Here is a 16,927-nt window from a genome sequence, read left to right on the forward strand (position 1 = left end):
ACCCCCGCCGCGAAAAAAAATGTCTTTTCTATTGCGGGCAAAAGTAGGAACTTTTACCTTTACGGCTTCATTATGGCCCTCGGTCCACTGGCTCAACCTGCCAGCCCACGCTGCTTTCTTGCAATGACCTACTTGGTTCGCCCCAACCTTACGCTTTCCCTCATGGCCCGCCAGGGCTCGGAAAGCGGGCGCACGCTAGTTTGCGCATTGCTACGACGACCCTAGCCGGCCTCAACCGCCGGATGCTGGCCGCCGATGCCAGCTTTTACCGGGCTTCTCACATAATAATCAAGCGGAGAGTCTGGTTGCTTAACCGATAGATTTCGGGTTTTCTGCCGCTAACTCGCTCGTTGCGGGGGCCGGTTAACTACGTTTCTTCCTTTGAGTTACCTTTTTATTAATCATGACAATTCGGGTTGCAACGGCCGCAGATACGCATTATGCGGACCTACTATGCCAGTGGTACATTGAGTCGGCCAAGCAGCGGGGCACGGGCATCGCCAAGCGCGACCCGGAGTATGTGCGCGAAAAAATGCGTCAGGGCAATAGCGTGCTCGCCTTCATGGGCAGCGAGTTGGCTGGCTTCTGCTACATCGAAACCTTCGAGAGCGGCAAGTTCGTGGCCAATTCGGGCCTGGTAGTGAACAAGGAGCTGCGCAAGCATGGCCTGGGCCGCGCCATTAAGCGCGAGATTTTCCGGCTTTCGCGCACCAAATATCCTGCGGCTAAGATTTTCGGTATTACCACCAGCTTGGCGGTGATGAAAATTAACAGCGACCTGGGTTATAAGCCGGTCACTTTCTCAGAACTAACTACCAGCGAAGATTTCTGGAAAGGCTGCAAAAGCTGCAAAAACTTCGGTATTCTAACAGAGAATGAGCGCAAGTTGTGCCTCTGTACCGGCATGGTCTTCGATGATTTGAACGCCCCGCTACCCGCCGTGGAGATACCAGAGGAAATGCGCTTGCCGGTGGTGCAGTAGCGCGGGCTTTTAATTCATAAGTGAGCCGCAAGAGACTAGAAAATATTGCCGCTCATACTCGCGGACCGAAAATTCGCGCTATTTATTATTCAACGACTCACCAGGTCGAAGCCCGGTGCTATATCCTAATGAAAAAAAAGGCGATTGTAGCGTACAGCGGCGGCCTAGACACGTCGTATTGCGTGGTGAACCTCACCCGTGAAGAAGACTGGGAAATTCACACTGTCATCGTGAATTCGGGCGGCTTTTCCGACGAGGAATTAAAAGCCATCGAGCAGCGCGCCTACGAGCTGGGCTCAACCAGGCACGAGGTCATCGACATCACCGAGCGCTACTACCACGACTGCCTGCGCTACCTGCTGTTTGGCAACGTGCTCAAGAATGATACTTACCCGTTGAGCGTGAGCGCCGAGCGGATGTTTCAGGCGCTGGCCATTGCGGAGTATGCGCGGCGGGAGCGGGCCGACTACATCGTGCACGGCAGCACCGGCGCGGGCAACGACCAAGTGCGCTTCGACATGGCATTCGCCGTTATTGCGCCCGATGTGGAGATAATTACCCCCATCCGCGACCAGAAATTATCGCGCCAGCAGGAAATTAAGTATCTGCAGGACCAAGGCTTCGAAATGAGTTGGGAGAAGGCCAAATATTCCATTAACCGGGGCATTTGGGGCACCAGCGTGGGCGGCGTTGAAACGCTGACGTCGCGCCAAGCCTTGCCCGAAAGCGCCTACCCCACCCAACTTTCCAAAACTGAACCGACGCAGCTGGAAATCACCTTCGAAAAAGGCGAGCCGGTGGCGCTAAATGGCCAGCGAATGGATGCCGTGTCGCTCATTCAGCAAATCAACGATATTGCTGGGGCCTACGCCATCGGCCGCGATACGCACGTGGGCGATACCATTCTGGGTATCAAGGGCCGGGTAGGCTTTGAAGCCCCGGCGGCGCTGCTGCTCATCAAGGCGCACCACTTGCTGGAAAAGCACACGCTTTCGCGCTGGCAGCAGTTGCATAAGGAGCCGGTGGCGACCTGGTACGGCACGCTGCTGCACGAGGCGCAGTACCTCGACCCGGTAATGCGCGATTTTGAGGCGTTTTTGTTGTCGTCGCAGGCGCGGGTGACAGGCACGGTATTCGTGGAGCTGCGCCCCTACCATTTTGAGCTGCTGGGCATTGAGTCGAAGTACGACATGATGCAGTCGAAGGTGGCTACTTACGGCGAGGAGAATAACGCCTGGGATTCGCGCGATGCGCGGGGATTCATCAAAATTTTTGGGAACCAGTTGAAAATTCACGCTAGCCTGCAAGATGAGCAAGCAGGTTAAGGTGGGCATCGTAGGGGGCGCGGGCTACACGGCTGGCGAATTAATACGGCTGCTGTTGCACCACCCCCACGTGGAAATCGGCACCGTGGTCAGCTCAACGCAGGTTGGGCAGCCGCTACACTCGGTGCACGACGACTTGGTGGGCGACACCGACCTGACCTTTGCCAGCGAATTGCGCGGCGACGAAGACGTGGTGTTCCTGTGCCTGGGCCACGGAAATTCGCGCGAGTGGCTGCTGAAAACACCCCTACCCCCCCGCACGAAAGTCATCGACCTGAGCAACGATTTCCGCTTGGCGGCCGACCAAAAAGCGGGGGGTAGGGAATTTGTTTACGGCCTGCCCGAGCTGAACCGCGCCGCCATCCGCACCGCCGACAGCGTAGCCAATCCCGGCTGCTTTGCCTCTGCCATTCAGTTGGCGCTGCTGCCGCTGGCGGCGGCCGGGCTGTTGCGTGAGGCGGTGCACGTATCGGCCATCACGGGCAGCACGGGCGCGGGGCGTGGGCTGGCCGAAACAACAGGATTCACCTGGCGCACCGGCAACATCTCGACTTACAAAACCTTCACCCACCAGCACTTAGGCGAAATCGGCGAAACGCTGGTGGGCTTGCAGCCGGGCTTCGGGCAGCCAGTGCGCTTCATTCCCTATCGGGGCAATTTCACGCGGGGCATCTTCGCCTCCGTTTATACTACGTGTGAACTTTCCGTACTAGAGGTACAAAATTTGTACTCCGACTACTACCGCGCTGCGCCCTTCACGGTGGTAGCGGAGCAGGAAATTCACCTCAAGCAAGTGGTGAACACCAATAAATGCCTGCTGCACGTAGTCCGGCACGACGACCAGGTGCTTATCACTTCCGCCCTCGACAACCTACTGAAAGGCGCATCGGGCCAGGCGGTGCAGAATATGAACCTGCTGTTTGGATTGGAGGAAACGACGGGATTAGGGATAAAGGCTTCGTATTTTTAGAAATTTTATCTTTATAAAATTAAATTATCTTTTTCATGAGTGCTAGTTTTTTAGAAAAATTAGTTTTTGATGCTTACAGAATCATTCCTGCGAGCAACCGAACCCCATTGTTTACTGCTAGAATAACTATTAGTCTGCTTTTTACAATAAATGCCCTTTCTCTTTTTATAGTGTATGAGGAAATAATATTTTCATTACACGGATTTAAATCTTCAGGCTATTTAATTCCTTCAAAATTTGAATTTATACTTTATATTGTTGGGGCTATAATTTTTACAATAGTATTATTCAGCACTAAAAGTTTGAACGATGAGGATTTATTAAATCAACAAACAATTGTAGAGCCGAATTATTTTTTGATTCATAGAATTTTTTCGCTACTTTTATTAATCATCCCTTTTTATTTTTTATAAAATCCAAACGCCTAAACTATGAACCTCTTCAACGTCTATCCCCTAGTGGACATTACCCCCGTGCGGGCGCTGGGCGCGACGCTCTGGGACGAGCAGGGCCAGCAGTATCTGGATTTTTACGGCGGCCACGCCGTGATTTCCATCGGCCACAGCCACCCACACTACGTGCAGCGCCTCACTGAGCAGCTGCAAAACATCGGTTTCTACTCCAACTCGGTGCAGATTCCGATTCAGCGCGAGCTAGCCACGAAGCTGGGTGAGGTGTCGGGCTACGGCGACTACACGCTGTTCTTGTGCAACTCGGGTGCCGAGGCCAACGAGAACGCGCTGAAACTCGCCTCTTTCCACACCGGCAAAAACCGGGTTATCGCCTTTAAGGGCGGGTTTCACGGCCGCACGTCGGGTGCCGTAGCGGCGACCGACAACCCCAAAATAGTGGCTCCCTTCAACGCTGGCCACGTAGTTTCCTTTCTGGAATACGACCTGCAAGCAGTAATAGAAGTACTGCGCGGCGGCGACGTATGCGCGGTCATCGTGGAGCCGATTCAGGGCGTGGGCGGCGTCATTAGTCCGCCTGACGATTTTCTGGTGGGTCTTTCGCTAGTGTGCGGCGCGCACGGGGCCTTGCTCATTGCCGACGAGGTGCAGTGCGGCTATGGCCGCAGCGGCAAGTTTTTCGCGCATCAATATGCGGGTATTCGGCCCGGTATTATTTCCGTAGCGAAGGGCATGGGCAATGGCTTCCCCATCGGCGGCATCCTCATTGCGCCCCAGTACAAGGCCTCTTTCGGCCTTTTGGGCACCACCTTCGGCGGCAACCACCTGGCCTGCGCGGCCGGCCTGGCCGTGCTCGAAGTATTGGAACAGGAAAATTTGGTAGCCCACGCCGCTGAGCTTGGCACCTATATCATGCAGGAATTGCGGGCGCACAGCCAGGCTACCCTCGTGCGCGGCCGAGGGCTGATGATTGGCGTGAAATACAATTTCCCCATCAAGGAAATTCGCGATAAGTTGATGCACGAGCACCACATTTTTGTGGGCAACGCCAGCGACCCGAACGTGCTGCGTTTACTACCCCCCTTAACTATTGCCAAGGCGCAGGCAGACCGGTTTTTGCAGGCGCTATATGCGCTGGAGCCGGCTAAGGTGGCGTTGGAAAACACGGTAGTCGAGCAGAATTAAAACGTCATGCAGACCGAAGGGAAGCATCTCGCTCGCATCGTTGGGTTAGCAATCCCAATGTCAGCACGTAAGAAGCTTCTTCTCTGCTGAATGCGCAAAATGCGCTGCATGATGAATAGTATTTTAATTAATTCAAGCGACAAGCGGAGTACCACTCCGTTTTACATAGAACTCAACAAGTGGAAAATACAAAGTCGGTAAAACTCATCCTAGCCGACGGCACCGAGCTGGAAGGCAAGTCGTTCGGGGCCTACACGGCGTCAGCGGGCGAGGTCGTGTTCAGCACAGCCATGACGGGCTACCCCGAAAATCTGACTGACCCCTCTTTCCGGGGCCAGATTCTGGTGCTCACCTACCCGATGGTGGGCAACTACGGCGTGCCGATGGAGCAGATTGAGCAGGATATTTCGAGCGCGCTCGAATCGAGCCAGGTACATATTTCGGGCCTCGTGGTCTCGTATTATTCCGACGAATACAACCACTGGAACGCCTCGCAAAGCCTGAGCGAGTGGCTGGCCGCGCACGATATTCCCGGCATCTACGACGTGGATACGCGGATGCTGACCAAGAAACTGCGCGAAGAGGGCGCGATGCTCGGCAAAATCATTACGCCCGACCACGACATTCCGCTGCACGACCCCAACGAGGACAACCTCGTGGCCCAAGTGAGCGTGGACGGCGTGAAGCGCTACGGCAGCGGCAAGCACAAAATCGTGCTGGTCGATTGCGGCGTGAAAAACAATATCATCCGCTGCCTGCTGGAGCGCGATGTGACGCTAACCCGCGTGCCCTGGGACTACGATTTCAACCAACTCGACTACGACGGCCTGTTCCTGAGCAACGGCCCCGGCGACCCCACGATGTGCGAGAAAACCATCGGCCACCTGCGCACCGCGCTGGCCGGCGACAAGCCCATTTTCGGCATCTGCCTGGGCATTCAGCTCATGGGCCTGGCCTGCGGGGGTAGCACCTACAAGCTGAAATACGGCCATCGCAGCCATAACCAGCCCGTGCGCCAAATCGGCACCAACAAGTGCTACGTGACCTCGCAAAACCACGGTTTCGCGGTGGATATGAAGAACTTGCCCGCCGATTGGGAAGGCCTCTTCGAGAACCTGAACGACGGCACCTGCGAGGGTATTCGCCACAAAACCAAGCCGTTCTTCGCGGTGCAGTTTCACCCCGAAGCCGCCGGCGGCCCAGTAGATACCGAGTATCTGTTTGACGACTTTTTGGCTTCTGTGGAGAAGTATAAGGTGGAGCGCTAACGTGTCGCCTCACCCCCCGGCCCCCTCTCCGAAAAGGAGAGGGGGAGCCACGGAGGGGCTACCGGGCGCAATCGTCAGCAAATCGTTCGGCTCCCCCTCTCCTTTTCGAAAAGGGGGCCGGGGGGTGAGGCGCCGCGTGGAGGGAGGTAAATAAAAGAAACCAAAGCAAATGTCAGAGTAAGAAAACACTGCGGTCAGCCGAATAAATAATCATGAGATTGTTATTCAACGCTTTGGCTACTGGCTTAGCTTCCACGATGCAGAAGTTTTAAAAGTAACCTTTGAGGCGCACCCTGACTACCGCGCAACCGTCACCTTCTTGGTAGAAACTCACGAGTTCATAAATGAACTGGACATGCGAGGCTACTAAGTACCCGTGGTTAATTAGTTTATGTTAAATTTTGAGAAATTTATTCTCCATAAATTTCCTACTTGCGCTAAGCAACGATTAACTGCGTAGAAAAGAGTATCCTTATTAAAGTAGTCACCTGGGTCAAGCTGTTCTTTCTTTAATTTACGCCAAAATGTTTCCGCAATATTGAGGTGTGGCGAATAAGTAGGTAAATAAAATACACGTAATCCGCGGGCTTCCCAAAAAGGTAATTGCTGCTGGATTAGCTGCGCTTTGTGGATACTTACATTATCTACCACAATTACTGTTGGCTTTCGAATCTTAAAAGATAATTCTTCTAGTTGTGTAAAGATAAAATTTGCGCTAATAGTCGTTTCCGTTGTTAACCAATGGGTTTGATTGCGTCGGCTAATAAGTCCCCAAATATTGATTTTATAGCCTTTCTCAACTGGTATGAAAACTTCTTCTCCTAGGAACTGCCACCCGTAGGGCACGTAGCCCGTACTGCACACATGGCTTTCATCTCCGTAAAATAAGTCTAGAAAACCTTGCTCGCAAAGTATCTCTAATTCAGTTAATTGCGCCTTCTTTAAGGCATATAAATCCGGGCAGGGCTTGCCTTTACAGCGCCTTCTTATTCGCTTATATCGTCCGTCAAGACTTTTAAAAAAGATTTAAAGGTGCTCAAGCTAACCGATTTGTTAGTTTCCTGTTCCCATTCCGCTTTAGCCGTTTCAATACGTTGTCTATTTGCTTTGATAGCTTGCAAAACAGACTCTTTATCCTCCACTACGCTTACTACTGCTTTGCGCCCGCGTCCAGTCTTTGTTTGTAGTCCCTCAATACCCTCCTCTTGATAGCGTTTTGTCCACCCATTAACACTTACATAAGTCATAGCCGTAAACTTGGCTACTTGCTCTGAGGTGAGCCCGATAGCTTTTAATAAAATCACTTCGCATCTAGCACGAAAACAGGGCGTCTTTCCCGTTCTAGCTCCTTGTTCTAAGGCTGACTTTTCAGATTTACTCAGTAAGGGGGTATTAACTCTTGACATGATGCAAAGCTAATCATTATAATATAAACTAATTAGCAACGAGTACTTATAAGCAAGTTAATAACTGCCAAATAGAATTAAATTTTACTGGAATACAAGAAATGAGTTTTGAGGATTTTAGCCATCAAAATGTCATTTTTGATTTAGAATTTAAAGAGGTAGGAAAATCTATTGAATGTGCGTTTGACTCATCAGTTGGCCTAGTGGCTTCAGTTAAAGCTGAAGAAGTATTTATACTAAGCCTAATACCAATTGAATCAGTTACTTAGGTGCCACTAATTGACATAGAGGCAGTTGATATGTCTCTTGCGACTAATATTGTTACGGCAAGTCAAGACTTTATACGGGATTTCGAGTGGTCTGAGTGGACTTATATTGGATTAAGTACCGAGCAAGTCCACGATTATCAAGTAGATAAAGTAGCCAACATAGTTTGTGATTTTTTCAACAATGATGATATATAATTAATTGATGAAGAAAACTCACGACGGATGAGGCTTAACGAACTACTACCACAAATAAGCACGCTTATGCAAAGCAAAGAATTACTTATTTGTAATCAGGTTTTTGCCAAAGCAATGCGTTTTAATAGCATTGGCGTAATGTCTTACGGACAGAAACGTAATTAATTTTTACACTCGCTTCCTTCTCATGTAGAAGGCTTTAAGCACGCAATGAAAGACATCAAGAAAGTACTGGTTCTCGGCTCCGGCGCACTGAAAATCGGCGAGGCGGGCGAATTTGATTACTCCGGCTCGCAGGCGCTGAAGGCGCTGAAGGAGGAAGGCATTACGACCATCCTGATTAATCCCAATATTGCGACCGTGCAAACGTCGGATAATATTGCCGACGACGTGTATTTTCTGCCCGTCACGCCGTATTTCGTCGAGGAGGTCATTAAGAAGGAAAAACCCGACGGCATTCTGGTGGCGTTTGGGGGGCAAACGGCGCTGAACTGCGCGGTGCAACTCTACCGGAATAATATTTTCGAGAAGTATAATCTGCGCGTGCTCGGCACGCCGGTGCAGTCGATTATCGACACCGAGGACCGGGATATTTTCATTGACAAGCTCAACGAAATCGACGTAAAAACCGCCCGTAGCCGCGCCGTGACGACGATGGACGATGCGCTGGCGGCGGGCCTGGAAATCGGCTTTCCGCTGATTATTCGGGCGGCGTTTGCGCTGGGCGGGCTAGGCAGCGGCTTTGCCAATAATAAGGCCGAGTTGCGGGCGCTGGCCGAGCGGGCCTTTGCGACTTCCGACCAGATTTTGGTGGAAGAGTCGCTGAAGGGCTGGAAGGAAGTGGAGTACGAAGTGGTGCGTGACTGCTACGATAACTGCATCACGGTCTGCAACATGGAGAACTTCGACCCCATCGGCATTCACACCGGCGAGAGCATTGTAGTGGCCCCGTCGCAGACGCTCAGCAACCGCGAGTACCACAAGCTGCGCCAGATTGGCATCAAAACCATTCGGCACCTGGGCATCGTGGGTGAGTGTAATATTCAGTACGCGCTCGACCCGGTTTCGGAAGATTACCGCGTGATTGAGGTGAACGCGCGCTTGTCGCGCTCGTCGGCGCTGGCCTCAAAGGCGACGGGCTACCCCCTCGCCTTTGTGGCGGCCAAGCTGGCGCTGGGCTACGGGCTGTTTGAGGTGAAGAACAGCGTAACGCAAACAACCTCAGCGCTTTTTGAGCCGGCGCTCGACTACGTGGTGGTGAAATTGCCGCGCTGGGATTTGGGCAAATTCGACGGCGTGACCCGGCAGATTGGCAGTAGCATGAAGAGCGTGGGCGAGGTAATGGCCATCGGCCGCTCGTTTGAGGAAGCCATTCAGAAGGGCCTGCGCATGTTGGACACCGGCCGCCGCGGTTTCGTGGCCAACCGCCCCGAGGCCGACGTGACTCACGCAGAGGTAGACAAGCTGCTGAGCGACCCAAACGAGGAGCGTATTTTCGCTATCAATCAGGCATTTGAGTTGGGCTATACGGTGGAGCAAATCCACGAGTTGACCAAAATCGACCTGTGGTTTTTGCAGCGTCTGAGCACTATTTTCGAAATGGGCCAGCGGCTCCTACCCCTCGGCGACGGCACCACGCCCGATAAGGCGCTGCTAGTTGAAGCCAAGAAGCTGGGCTTCTCGGATATGCAGCTGGCCGCCAGGTTCTACGGCGAAAACGACCTGCGCAACAGCGAATTGCGCGTGCGCACGCTGCGCAAGTCGCTGGGTATCGTGCCGGTGGTGAAGCAGATAGATACGCTGGCCGCCGAGTTTCCGGCCAAGACTAACTACCTGTACCTCACCTACCACGGCACCGAAAACGACCTGGAGCCGGAAACCGAGAAAGCGGTGGCCGTGCTGGGCTCGGGCGTGTACCGCATCGGTAGCAGCGTGGAGTTTGACTGGTGCGGTGTGAATGCCATCCAGACCGCCGCCGCCGAGGGCTACAAAACGATTGTAATTAATTACAACCCCGAAACTGTCAGCACCGATTACGACGTGAGCGACCGGCTGTATTTCGAGGAATTGTCGTTTGAACGGGTAATGGATATTCTGGATTTTGAGCAGCCGGGCGGGGTAATTCTCTCCACGGGCGGCCAGATTCCCAATAACTTAGCCATGCGCTTGCACCAGGAAAACGTGCCGGTGCTGGGCACCTCGCCCGAGCGCATCGACGAGGCCGAGAACCGCCACAAGTTCTCGTCTATTATGGACGAGTTGGGCATTTCGCAGCCGCGCTGGAGCGAGCTTTCGACGCTGGAAGGCGTGTTTGAGTTCGTAGGCAAGGTGGGCTTTCCGGTGCTTATCCGGCCAAGCTACGTGCTGTCGGGCGCGGCCATGAACGTAGTTTCCAATAAGTACGAGCTGGAAAACTTCCTCAAAGTAGCCAAGGAAGTGAGCACTGAGTACCCGGTGGTGGTATCGGAATTCATCGAGGAAGCCAAGGAAATTGAGTTGGACGCGGTGGCCGACCACGGCGAAATCGTGAGCTACGCCATCTCGGAGCACGTCGAGTTTGCGGGCGTGCACTCGGGCGACGCCACCATGTACTACCCCCCCCAAAAGGTGTACGTGGAGACGGTGCGCCGCCTCAAAGCCATTGCCGAAAAAATCGCCAAGCGCTACGAAATTAGCGGGCCGTTCAATATCCAGTTTCTGGGTAAAAACAACGACCTGAAGGTAATTGAGTGCAACATCCGCGCCTCGCGCAGCTTCCCGTTTGTGTCGAAGGTATCGGGCAATAATCTGATTACCAAGGCCACCAAAATCCTGCTGGGCGTGCCCGTGGAGCGCGACGCCAGCGAGCTAGTGTACGATGCTAAGTTCGTGGGTGTCAAGGCCTCGCAGTTTTCCTTTACCCGCCTGGCCGGCGCCGACCCGGTGCTGACCGTGGACATGTCTTCAACCGGCGAAGTCGGCTGCCTGGGCGACACCGCCGCCGAGGCGCTGCTCAAGTCGATGCTGTCGGTGGGCTACCGCATTCCGCAAAAATCGGTACTGATTTCGGGTGGCCCCATTGCCTCGAAGGTGACGCTGCTACCCGTGGCCCAGTTGCTGGCAGAGCGCGGCTTCACGCTCTACGCCACCGAGGGCACGCACAAGTTTTTCACCGACAATGGCCTAGCCGCTACCCTCCTCCACTGGCCCGACAGCCAGCAGCAACCCAACGTGGTGGACTACCTACGGGCCAAGAAAATCGAAATGGTCATCAACATTCCCAAAAACCTGACGAAAGGCGAACTGGATAATGACTATAAAATCCGCCGTACGGCCGTCGATTTTAATATTCCGCTGCTGACTAATGCCCGGCTGGCAAGCGCGTTTATTAATGCGTTCTGCGAGCTGGAAATGAGTGACTTGAAGATTAAGAGCTGGAACGAGTATAAAGCGGGATAGCTTGCAGATAACACAGCTAAAAGAACGTCATGCAGACCATTCTTTTAGCTATGTTACCATTTTATAATTCATGAAAAACTTCCTTTCTTTCGCCGATGCGGGCGATTATAAAGCGCTCCTGGCTCAAGCTCTAGAAATAAAGAAAAACCCCTTTGGTTACCAGCAGATTGGCAATAATAAAACCGTGGGGCTGATATTTTTCAACCCTAGCCTGCGCACCCGCCTCAGCAGCCTGAAAGCGGCCTACAACTTGGGCGCACAGGCCTGGGTGCTAAACGGCGGGGCCGACTCGTGGACGTTAGAAATGGCCGACGGGGCCGTGATGAACGGCTCGACGCAGGAGCACATCAAAGATGCCATCGCAGTGATGAGCCAGTATTGCGACGTGCTGGGCGTACGAACCTTTCCTACGTTGAAGGATAAAGAAGCTGACTATAGCGAGGAGGTAATGAGCAAGATTCTGCACTACGCTACAGTGCCGGTTATAAGCCTGGAAAGCGCCACATTGCACCCCTTGCAGTCGTTTGCCGACCTGATTACGGTGGCGGAAACGAAGAAAAAAGAACGCGTGAAAGTGGTGCTGACCTGGGCACCGCACGTGCGCGCACTGCCGCAGTGCGTGCCCAACTCGTTCTGCGACTGGTTTTCGGAAATTGACTGGGTTGATTTCGTTATTACTCACCCCGAGGGCTACGAGCTGGACCCCAAATTCACGAAGGGCACGACCATTGAATACGACCAGCGCAAAGCTCTAGCAGGGGCCGACTACGTGCAGGCCAAAAACTGGAGCAGCTACCGCGACTACGGCCAGGTGCTCGGCAACGACCCGAGCTGGATGCTCACGCCCGAGCACATGACCCTGACTGACAGCGCCAAATTCCTGCACTGCCTACCCGTGCGCCGCAACGTGGAAGTATCGGACGCGGTGCTCGACGCGCCGGGCTCGCTCATTATTCAGGAAGCGGGCAACCGCACGTTTTCGATGCAAACGGTGCTGCACGAGTTGCTGAAGTAGGTTTGTAAAACGGAGTGGCACTCCGTTTTTGTTACGAAGATGCTTAATCAAGAACGGAGTGCCACTCCGTTTTACTCTTGCTTTGGACCCAACTATTACCATCCGCCCCATCGCGCCCGGCGACAACGCGGCCCTGGCCCGCGCCGTGCGCGACACCCTGGCTGAATTTGGTGCTGCCAAGCCCGGCACGGCCTACTACGACGAAGCTACTGACCACCTCTACGAACTATTTAGCCAGACGCCCCACAGCGCTTACTTCGCCGCCGAAGTAGATGGCGAAGTACTGGGTGGCGGCGGCACTTTCCCTACCCAGGGCTTGCCCGCTGATACCGTGGAGCTGGTGAAGCTCTACCTACGGCCGGCGGCCCGCGGGCGGGGGGTAGGGAAGGCCCTGATTGACCACTGCCTGCAAGCAGCCCGCGCCAACGGCTACGCCCGCGTGTACCTCGAAACTACCGACGAGCTGACCCAGGCCATCCCGCTTTATGAGCGGCTGGGCTTCACGTATTTACCTGCCCCACTGGGCAATAGCGGCCACTTCGGCTGTCAGATTTGGATGATTCGGGCGGTGTAGGTTTTCCGCCAGCTACCTGGAAGAACGTCAGGCAGACCATTCTGCGCATTAAGCAGAGAGGAAGTATATCGCGTGCTGGCATTAGGATTACATATCCGCTAGTGCGAGCGAGATGCTTCCTCTCTGCTTAATGCGCAGAATGGTCTGCCTGATTATTCTTATGTAATTACACTGTGCATAGCTTCCTACCCCTCCTATTCGCCCTCGTAGTGGGCATGGGCCACGCCTTTGAGCCCGACCACCTGCTGGCAGTAAGCACCCTCGTGACGCGCCACGACCGGCTGGGGCCGGCCCTGCGCGACGGGCTGTTCTGGGGCCTGGGGCACACTACCATGCTGGTGCTGTTTGGGTCAGTTATTATCTTCAGCCGGGCTACGTGGCTGCACTCGGGCTACTTCGAGGTGGTGGTGGGCGTGATGCTCATCGGCCTGGGCATCAGCCGCTTGCTTGATAGAAATTCGTATCAGTCGTTTCAGAAGCCGCAGCGGCAGGCGGGCTTCGCCTACACCGTGGGACTGGTGCACGGGCTGGCCGGCAGCGGGGCGCTAGTGCTGGCGGTGCTCAGCGCCATTCCGCGCCCAGCGGAGGCGGTGGCTTACATTCTATTATTCGGCTTGGGCTCGGTGCTGGGCATGCTGGCGGCAGTGAGCCTGATGCGCATTCCCTTCACGCTGCGCATGCGGGCTGGGCGGCGGCTGCGGGCCGGCGCGGTGGTGCTGTCGTCGGGGCTGAGTATAGGCTATGGAGGGTGGTTAATTTACAGTAATTTGCTAGCCTAAACGGTCAGGCAGACCCTTCTTATACACTGTTCTATGTACGTTTAGATGCTCACCAACAACAGCCGCACCGTGCTCTACATCGGCGTAACAAACGACTTGGCGCGGCGGCTGCACGAGCATAGCGACACCCTGGGCCAGCGTAATAAATTCACCGGCCGCTACCAGGCCAACCTCCTGGTCTACTTCGAGCTTTGCCCCGACCCCAAGCAGGCCATTGCCCGCGAGAAAGAACTGAAAGGCTGGAGCCGCGCCAAAAAAGAAAAGCTGATAGCCGAGTTCAACCCAACCTGGGAGGCCATAGATTTAGAAACGTGGACCGGCGAACCCGACTTACATTAGCCTGCTGAATAACTCTCGTCAGGCAGACCGCAGGGAAGCATCTCGCTCACCTTGTTGAACGATTGAGTTACTACCCCAAGCGATATGCTTCCCTGGGGTCTGCCTGACCGTTCAACGCCCCAAAGCCCCCATGCACCTCACCCCCAAAGACCTCGACAAACTGGTGCTGCACCAGGCCGGCGTAGTGGCCCAGAAGCGCTACGCCCGCGGCCTGCGCCTCAACTACCCCGAGGCCGCTGCCCTGCTCGCCACCCAGCTGCTGGAGTTTATTCGCGATGGCGAATCGGTAGCCGCGCTCATGGACAAGGGCAAGCAGCTGCTGGGTCTATCCGACGTGCTGGATGGCGTGGCCGACCTACTGCCCGAGGTGCAAGTGGAGGGCACTTTCCCCGACGGTACCAAGCTCGTGACCGTGCACCAGCCCATTTGCCGCGAGCACGGCGCGCCCGAGCTGGCGCTCTACGGCAGCGGGCTGCAACGGGTGGCTCCCGTCGCCGCGCCTACCCCCGCCGTAGTACCCGGCGAGTACCTGCTGGCCGACGGCGACCTGCTACTCAACGAGAACCGCGAGGTGATTGAGCTGGAAGTGCTCAACCGGGGCGACCGGCCGGTGCAGGTGGGCTCGCACTACCCCTTCTTCGAAACCAACGCGGGGCTGGACTTCGACCGGGCGGCGGCCTTTAGCTTCCGGCTCCACATCCCGGCCGGCACGGCGGTGCGCTTCGAGCCGGGCGAGCGCAAGCGCGTGCAGCTGGTGGCGCTGGCCGGCGAGCGGCTAGTATATGGGGGAAACGGGTGGATTGATGGACCATTGGATGAAGCTGGGAAACAGCAGGCGCTGGGAAAGCTGGGAAGCCCGCTGTGAAAAGCTCCGAACTTCACCGCCGGCTAATGAAGGATGGCTGGTATAAAATCGCGCAAACTGATAGTCACATCAAGCTGGCGCACGCTACCAAAAAAGCCCTTACCCGCAGTGGCTACATCGAGTTTCCACTGCACGGCAGCGCCGAAGTCGGCAAAGGGCTAGCGGCCGTGTTGCTGAAACAGGCCGGGCTGAAATAACTCGGGCAGCACACTGCGTTTTGCCAGCCAGGTAGTAAATTTACTACTCAACAAAAACCTGCTAAGTCACCCTGGATATGAAAAAGTACGAGATAATTGTGGAGCGCACCCCTACCGGTTACAGCGCCTACAACGAGGGCGAAGGGGCCTACACGGTCGGCACCAGCTTCGAGGAACTGAAAGCCAATATGGTGGAGGTGTTGAACCTGGCCCTCAGCGACACAGGCCGCACCGTGGGCATCGAGGACGTGAAAATCACCTACGATTTGAAGTCGTTTTTCGAAGCCTACAAAGTCATCAACGCCGCCGCGCTTGCCAAGCGCCTGGGCATGACCCAAAGCCTGCTCAGCCAGTACATTGCCGGCAACAAGAAGCCCAGCCCCACCCAGACGCGCCGGATTCTGGAAGGCGTGCGCGCCGTGGGCCGCGAGCTGGCCGAAATGGATTTTGCCTTTTAAACCTACCTTCCCCTTCGAGCCGGGCAAGCGCAAGCGCGTGCAGCTAGTAGCGCTGGCCGGCGAGCGCCGCGTGTACGGTGGCAACGGCTGGCTTGATGGCCCGCTCGATGAAGCCGGCAAGCAGCAGGCGCTCGGGAAGCTGGGGTAACTTCTTAATTATGAATCAGCACTTCGTCCCAAGAGTATATCTGAAAAACTTTGCAACAAAAGTTAGAAAGGAATATTTTATTAATACGTTCGATAAAAAAGATAAAAAATACTTTAAACCAAACATTAGAAATATTTGCTCAGAGATTAATTTTTACACTTTACAAAAAAACACATCAATTGAGAGAGATATCCTAGCCATCGAAAAAATTTATTCTGACTCTATCGAACCCATGTACTCTAGAGCTTATGAAATTTTAACAAATAATGAAATATTTGATATAACAAACAAACAACGCATGGAGATATTGCTAGCAGTACTACACCTTCATATGCGGAATCCAAAAATCTTAAAAAGAGCTTTATCTCATCATAATAAAGAAATTTCTAACCTTTATACCGAGGCCATAACAAAAGGCAAAAAGGGATTGTCCTACCTTGACGAAGATTTTAGCTTTAGAGAATGGACTCTTAAAAGCATCATAGATTACTTTTCAGAAAACACCACAAACGAGTTTAAAAATAAACATTTAGCGACGACAAGAAATATACTTGATTTTCACCAATTTGCAAAGATTGAGGTAAATATAACTAAAGGAGATTCTTTCTTCTTAACAAGCGATAATCCCCTAGGCTTAGAAGATTTTATTAATAAGAGGGAAGAACCATTTTTAAAGTCTACCGAATTTATCTTACCTCTTAACAGAAAATTCGCAGTAAAATTATATCATGATAATACACAGGGAATAAACGTTATCAAACGGGGATTCATTCCCAACGGAAACGTGAACATGATTAATGAAATCATATTCAGACAAAGTTCAAGATTCGTATTTGGTGAGAAAAGTGATTTTGACCAGTACCAAGAAACTCAAGATTTTTTAAATGAAGACTCGTTTGAACTCAGAATAGATGCAATAAAACAGGTTTTAGAACTGGTTGAGTCTAAAGTAAATTTAGACACCCGCGAATCTTATAATGTGCTAAAAGATTATTATGCAAAATATATAAATCAAGGCTTTATGAGTCACGATGATGAACAAGAGATGTTGCATAAATTTAGAGCGCTAAGTATTGCGTTTAGAAGCAAAAAAATAATTTAAGC

General features: G+C 53.4%; 18 protein-coding genes and 1 pseudogene. 17 read left to right on the forward strand and 2 right to left on the reverse strand.

Annotation, left to right across the window (positions count from 1 at the left end; all coding sequences use genetic code 11):
• The first annotated feature begins 403 nt into the window (after window positions 1-403).
• The 6 genes from LC531_RS11665 (at window position 404) to carA (ending at window position 6,140) form a co-directional block, all read left to right on the forward strand.
• Complete coding sequence (locus LC531_RS11665; RefSeq protein WP_223650468.1) at window positions 404-982, forward strand: GNAT family N-acetyltransferase; 579 nt, start codon at window positions 404-406, stop codon at window positions 980-982.
• A 128-nt stretch (window positions 983-1,110) separates the two neighbouring features.
• Window positions 1,111-2,307, forward strand: a complete 1,197-nt coding sequence (gene argG / locus LC531_RS11670) for an argininosuccinate synthase (protein WP_223650469.1) — start codon at window positions 1,111-1,113, stop codon at window positions 2,305-2,307.
• On the forward strand, window positions 2,291-3,277 hold the full coding sequence (gene argC, locus LC531_RS11675) for an N-acetyl-gamma-glutamyl-phosphate reductase (protein WP_223650470.1): 987 nt from the start codon (window positions 2,291-2,293) through the stop codon (window positions 3,275-3,277). The genes argG and argC overlap by 17 nt, the downstream gene beginning before the upstream one ends.
• A gap of 35 nt (window positions 3,278-3,312) precedes the next feature.
• Window positions 3,313-3,690 (forward strand): hypothetical protein, encoded by a 378-nt coding sequence (locus tag LC531_RS11680; protein WP_223650471.1) that lies wholly within the window; start codon window positions 3,313-3,315, stop codon window positions 3,688-3,690.
• An 18-nt stretch (window positions 3,691-3,708) separates the two neighbouring features.
• A complete protein-coding gene (locus tag LC531_RS11685) occupies window positions 3,709-4,872 on the forward strand; it encodes an aspartate aminotransferase family protein (protein ID WP_223650472.1) in 1,164 nt (387 codons plus the stop codon).
• 179 nt (window positions 4,873-5,051) lie between these two features.
• A complete protein-coding gene (carA, locus tag LC531_RS11690) occupies window positions 5,052-6,140 on the forward strand; it encodes a glutamine-hydrolyzing carbamoyl-phosphate synthase small subunit (RefSeq protein ID WP_223650473.1) in 1,089 nt (362 codons plus the stop codon).
• 384 nt (window positions 6,141-6,524) lie between these two features.
• Here the strand turns inward: carA and LC531_RS11695 are convergent, their stop codons facing one another.
• Together LC531_RS11695 and LC531_RS11700 are read right to left on the reverse strand one after the other, a co-directional pair.
• Entirely contained in the window at window positions 6,525-7,166 is a 642-nt protein-coding gene (locus tag LC531_RS11695) for a transposase (RefSeq protein ID WP_336245534.1), read from the reverse strand.
• Window positions 7,127-7,546 (reverse strand): helix-turn-helix domain-containing protein, encoded by a 420-nt coding sequence (locus LC531_RS11700; RefSeq protein ID WP_223648781.1) that lies wholly within the window; start codon window positions 7,544-7,546, stop codon window positions 7,127-7,129. Before LC531_RS11700 ends, LC531_RS11695 begins: the two co-directional genes overlap by 40 nt.
• A 59-nt stretch (window positions 7,547-7,605) precedes the next feature.
• On the opposite strand from LC531_RS11700, the pseudogene LC531_RS11705 reads away from it, so the two are divergent.
• From LC531_RS11705 to LC531_RS11755, 11 genes and pseudogenes are all read left to right on the forward strand, one after another.
• Window positions 7,606-7,815, forward strand: a pseudogene (locus LC531_RS11705) (Imm50 family immunity protein); the annotation flags it as partial.
• A gap of 405 nt (window positions 7,816-8,220) precedes the next feature.
• The gene (gene carB / locus LC531_RS11710; protein WP_223650474.1) at window positions 8,221-11,448 is read left to right on the forward strand and encodes a carbamoyl-phosphate synthase (glutamine-hydrolyzing) large subunit; all 3,228 of its coding nucleotides are present in this window, start codon (window positions 8,221-8,223) and stop codon (window positions 11,446-11,448) included.
• 70 nt (window positions 11,449-11,518) lie between these two features.
• Entirely contained in the window at window positions 11,519-12,463 is a 945-nt protein-coding gene (locus LC531_RS11715) for a Rossmann-fold NAD(P)-binding domain-containing protein (protein WP_223650475.1), read from the forward strand.
• 82 nt (window positions 12,464-12,545) lie between these two features.
• On the forward strand, window positions 12,546-13,037 hold the full coding sequence (locus tag LC531_RS11720) for a GNAT family N-acetyltransferase (RefSeq protein WP_223650476.1): 492 nt from the start codon (window positions 12,546-12,548) through the stop codon (window positions 13,035-13,037).
• 173 nt (window positions 13,038-13,210) lie between these two features.
• Window positions 13,211-13,816 carry a spermidine synthase family protein gene (locus tag LC531_RS11725; RefSeq protein WP_223650477.1) on the forward strand — a complete coding sequence of 202 codons (606 nt, stop codon included), beginning with the start codon at window positions 13,211-13,213 and terminating at the stop codon, window positions 13,814-13,816.
• Between the two features lie 45 nt (window positions 13,817-13,861).
• Window positions 13,862-14,155 carry a GIY-YIG nuclease family protein gene (locus tag LC531_RS11730; protein WP_223650478.1) on the forward strand — a complete coding sequence of 98 codons (294 nt, stop codon included), beginning with the start codon at window positions 13,862-13,864 and terminating at the stop codon, window positions 14,153-14,155.
• A 130-nt stretch (window positions 14,156-14,285) separates the two neighbouring features.
• On the forward strand, window positions 14,286-15,020 hold the full coding sequence (locus tag LC531_RS11735; protein WP_223650479.1) for an urease subunit beta: 735 nt from the start codon (window positions 14,286-14,288) through the stop codon (window positions 15,018-15,020).
• A complete protein-coding gene (locus LC531_RS11740) occupies window positions 15,017-15,217 on the forward strand; it encodes a type II toxin-antitoxin system HicA family toxin (protein WP_223650480.1) in 201 nt (66 codons plus the stop codon). The genes LC531_RS11735 and LC531_RS11740 overlap by 4 nt, the downstream gene beginning before the upstream one ends.
• Before the next feature lie 77 nt (window positions 15,218-15,294).
• On the forward strand, window positions 15,295-15,675 hold the full coding sequence (locus LC531_RS11745) for a helix-turn-helix domain-containing protein (RefSeq protein WP_223650481.1): 381 nt from the start codon (window positions 15,295-15,297) through the stop codon (window positions 15,673-15,675).
• A complete protein-coding gene (locus tag LC531_RS11750) occupies window positions 15,665-15,823 on the forward strand; it encodes an urease subunit beta (protein WP_223650482.1) in 159 nt (52 codons plus the stop codon). The genes LC531_RS11745 and LC531_RS11750 overlap by 11 nt, the downstream gene beginning before the upstream one ends.
• A gap of 10 nt (window positions 15,824-15,833) precedes the next feature.
• Window positions 15,834-16,925: a DUF4238 domain-containing protein gene (locus tag LC531_RS11755; RefSeq protein ID WP_223650483.1), complete on the forward strand. Its 1,092-nt coding sequence runs from the start codon at window positions 15,834-15,836 to the stop codon at window positions 16,923-16,925.
• The last annotated feature ends 2 nt before the right edge of the window (window positions 16,926-16,927 follow it).

Origin of the sequence: Hymenobacter psoromatis, assembly GCF_020012125.1 — a bacterium.
Classification (GTDB): domain Bacteria; phylum Bacteroidota; class Bacteroidia; order Cytophagales; family Hymenobacteraceae; genus Hymenobacter; species Hymenobacter psoromatis.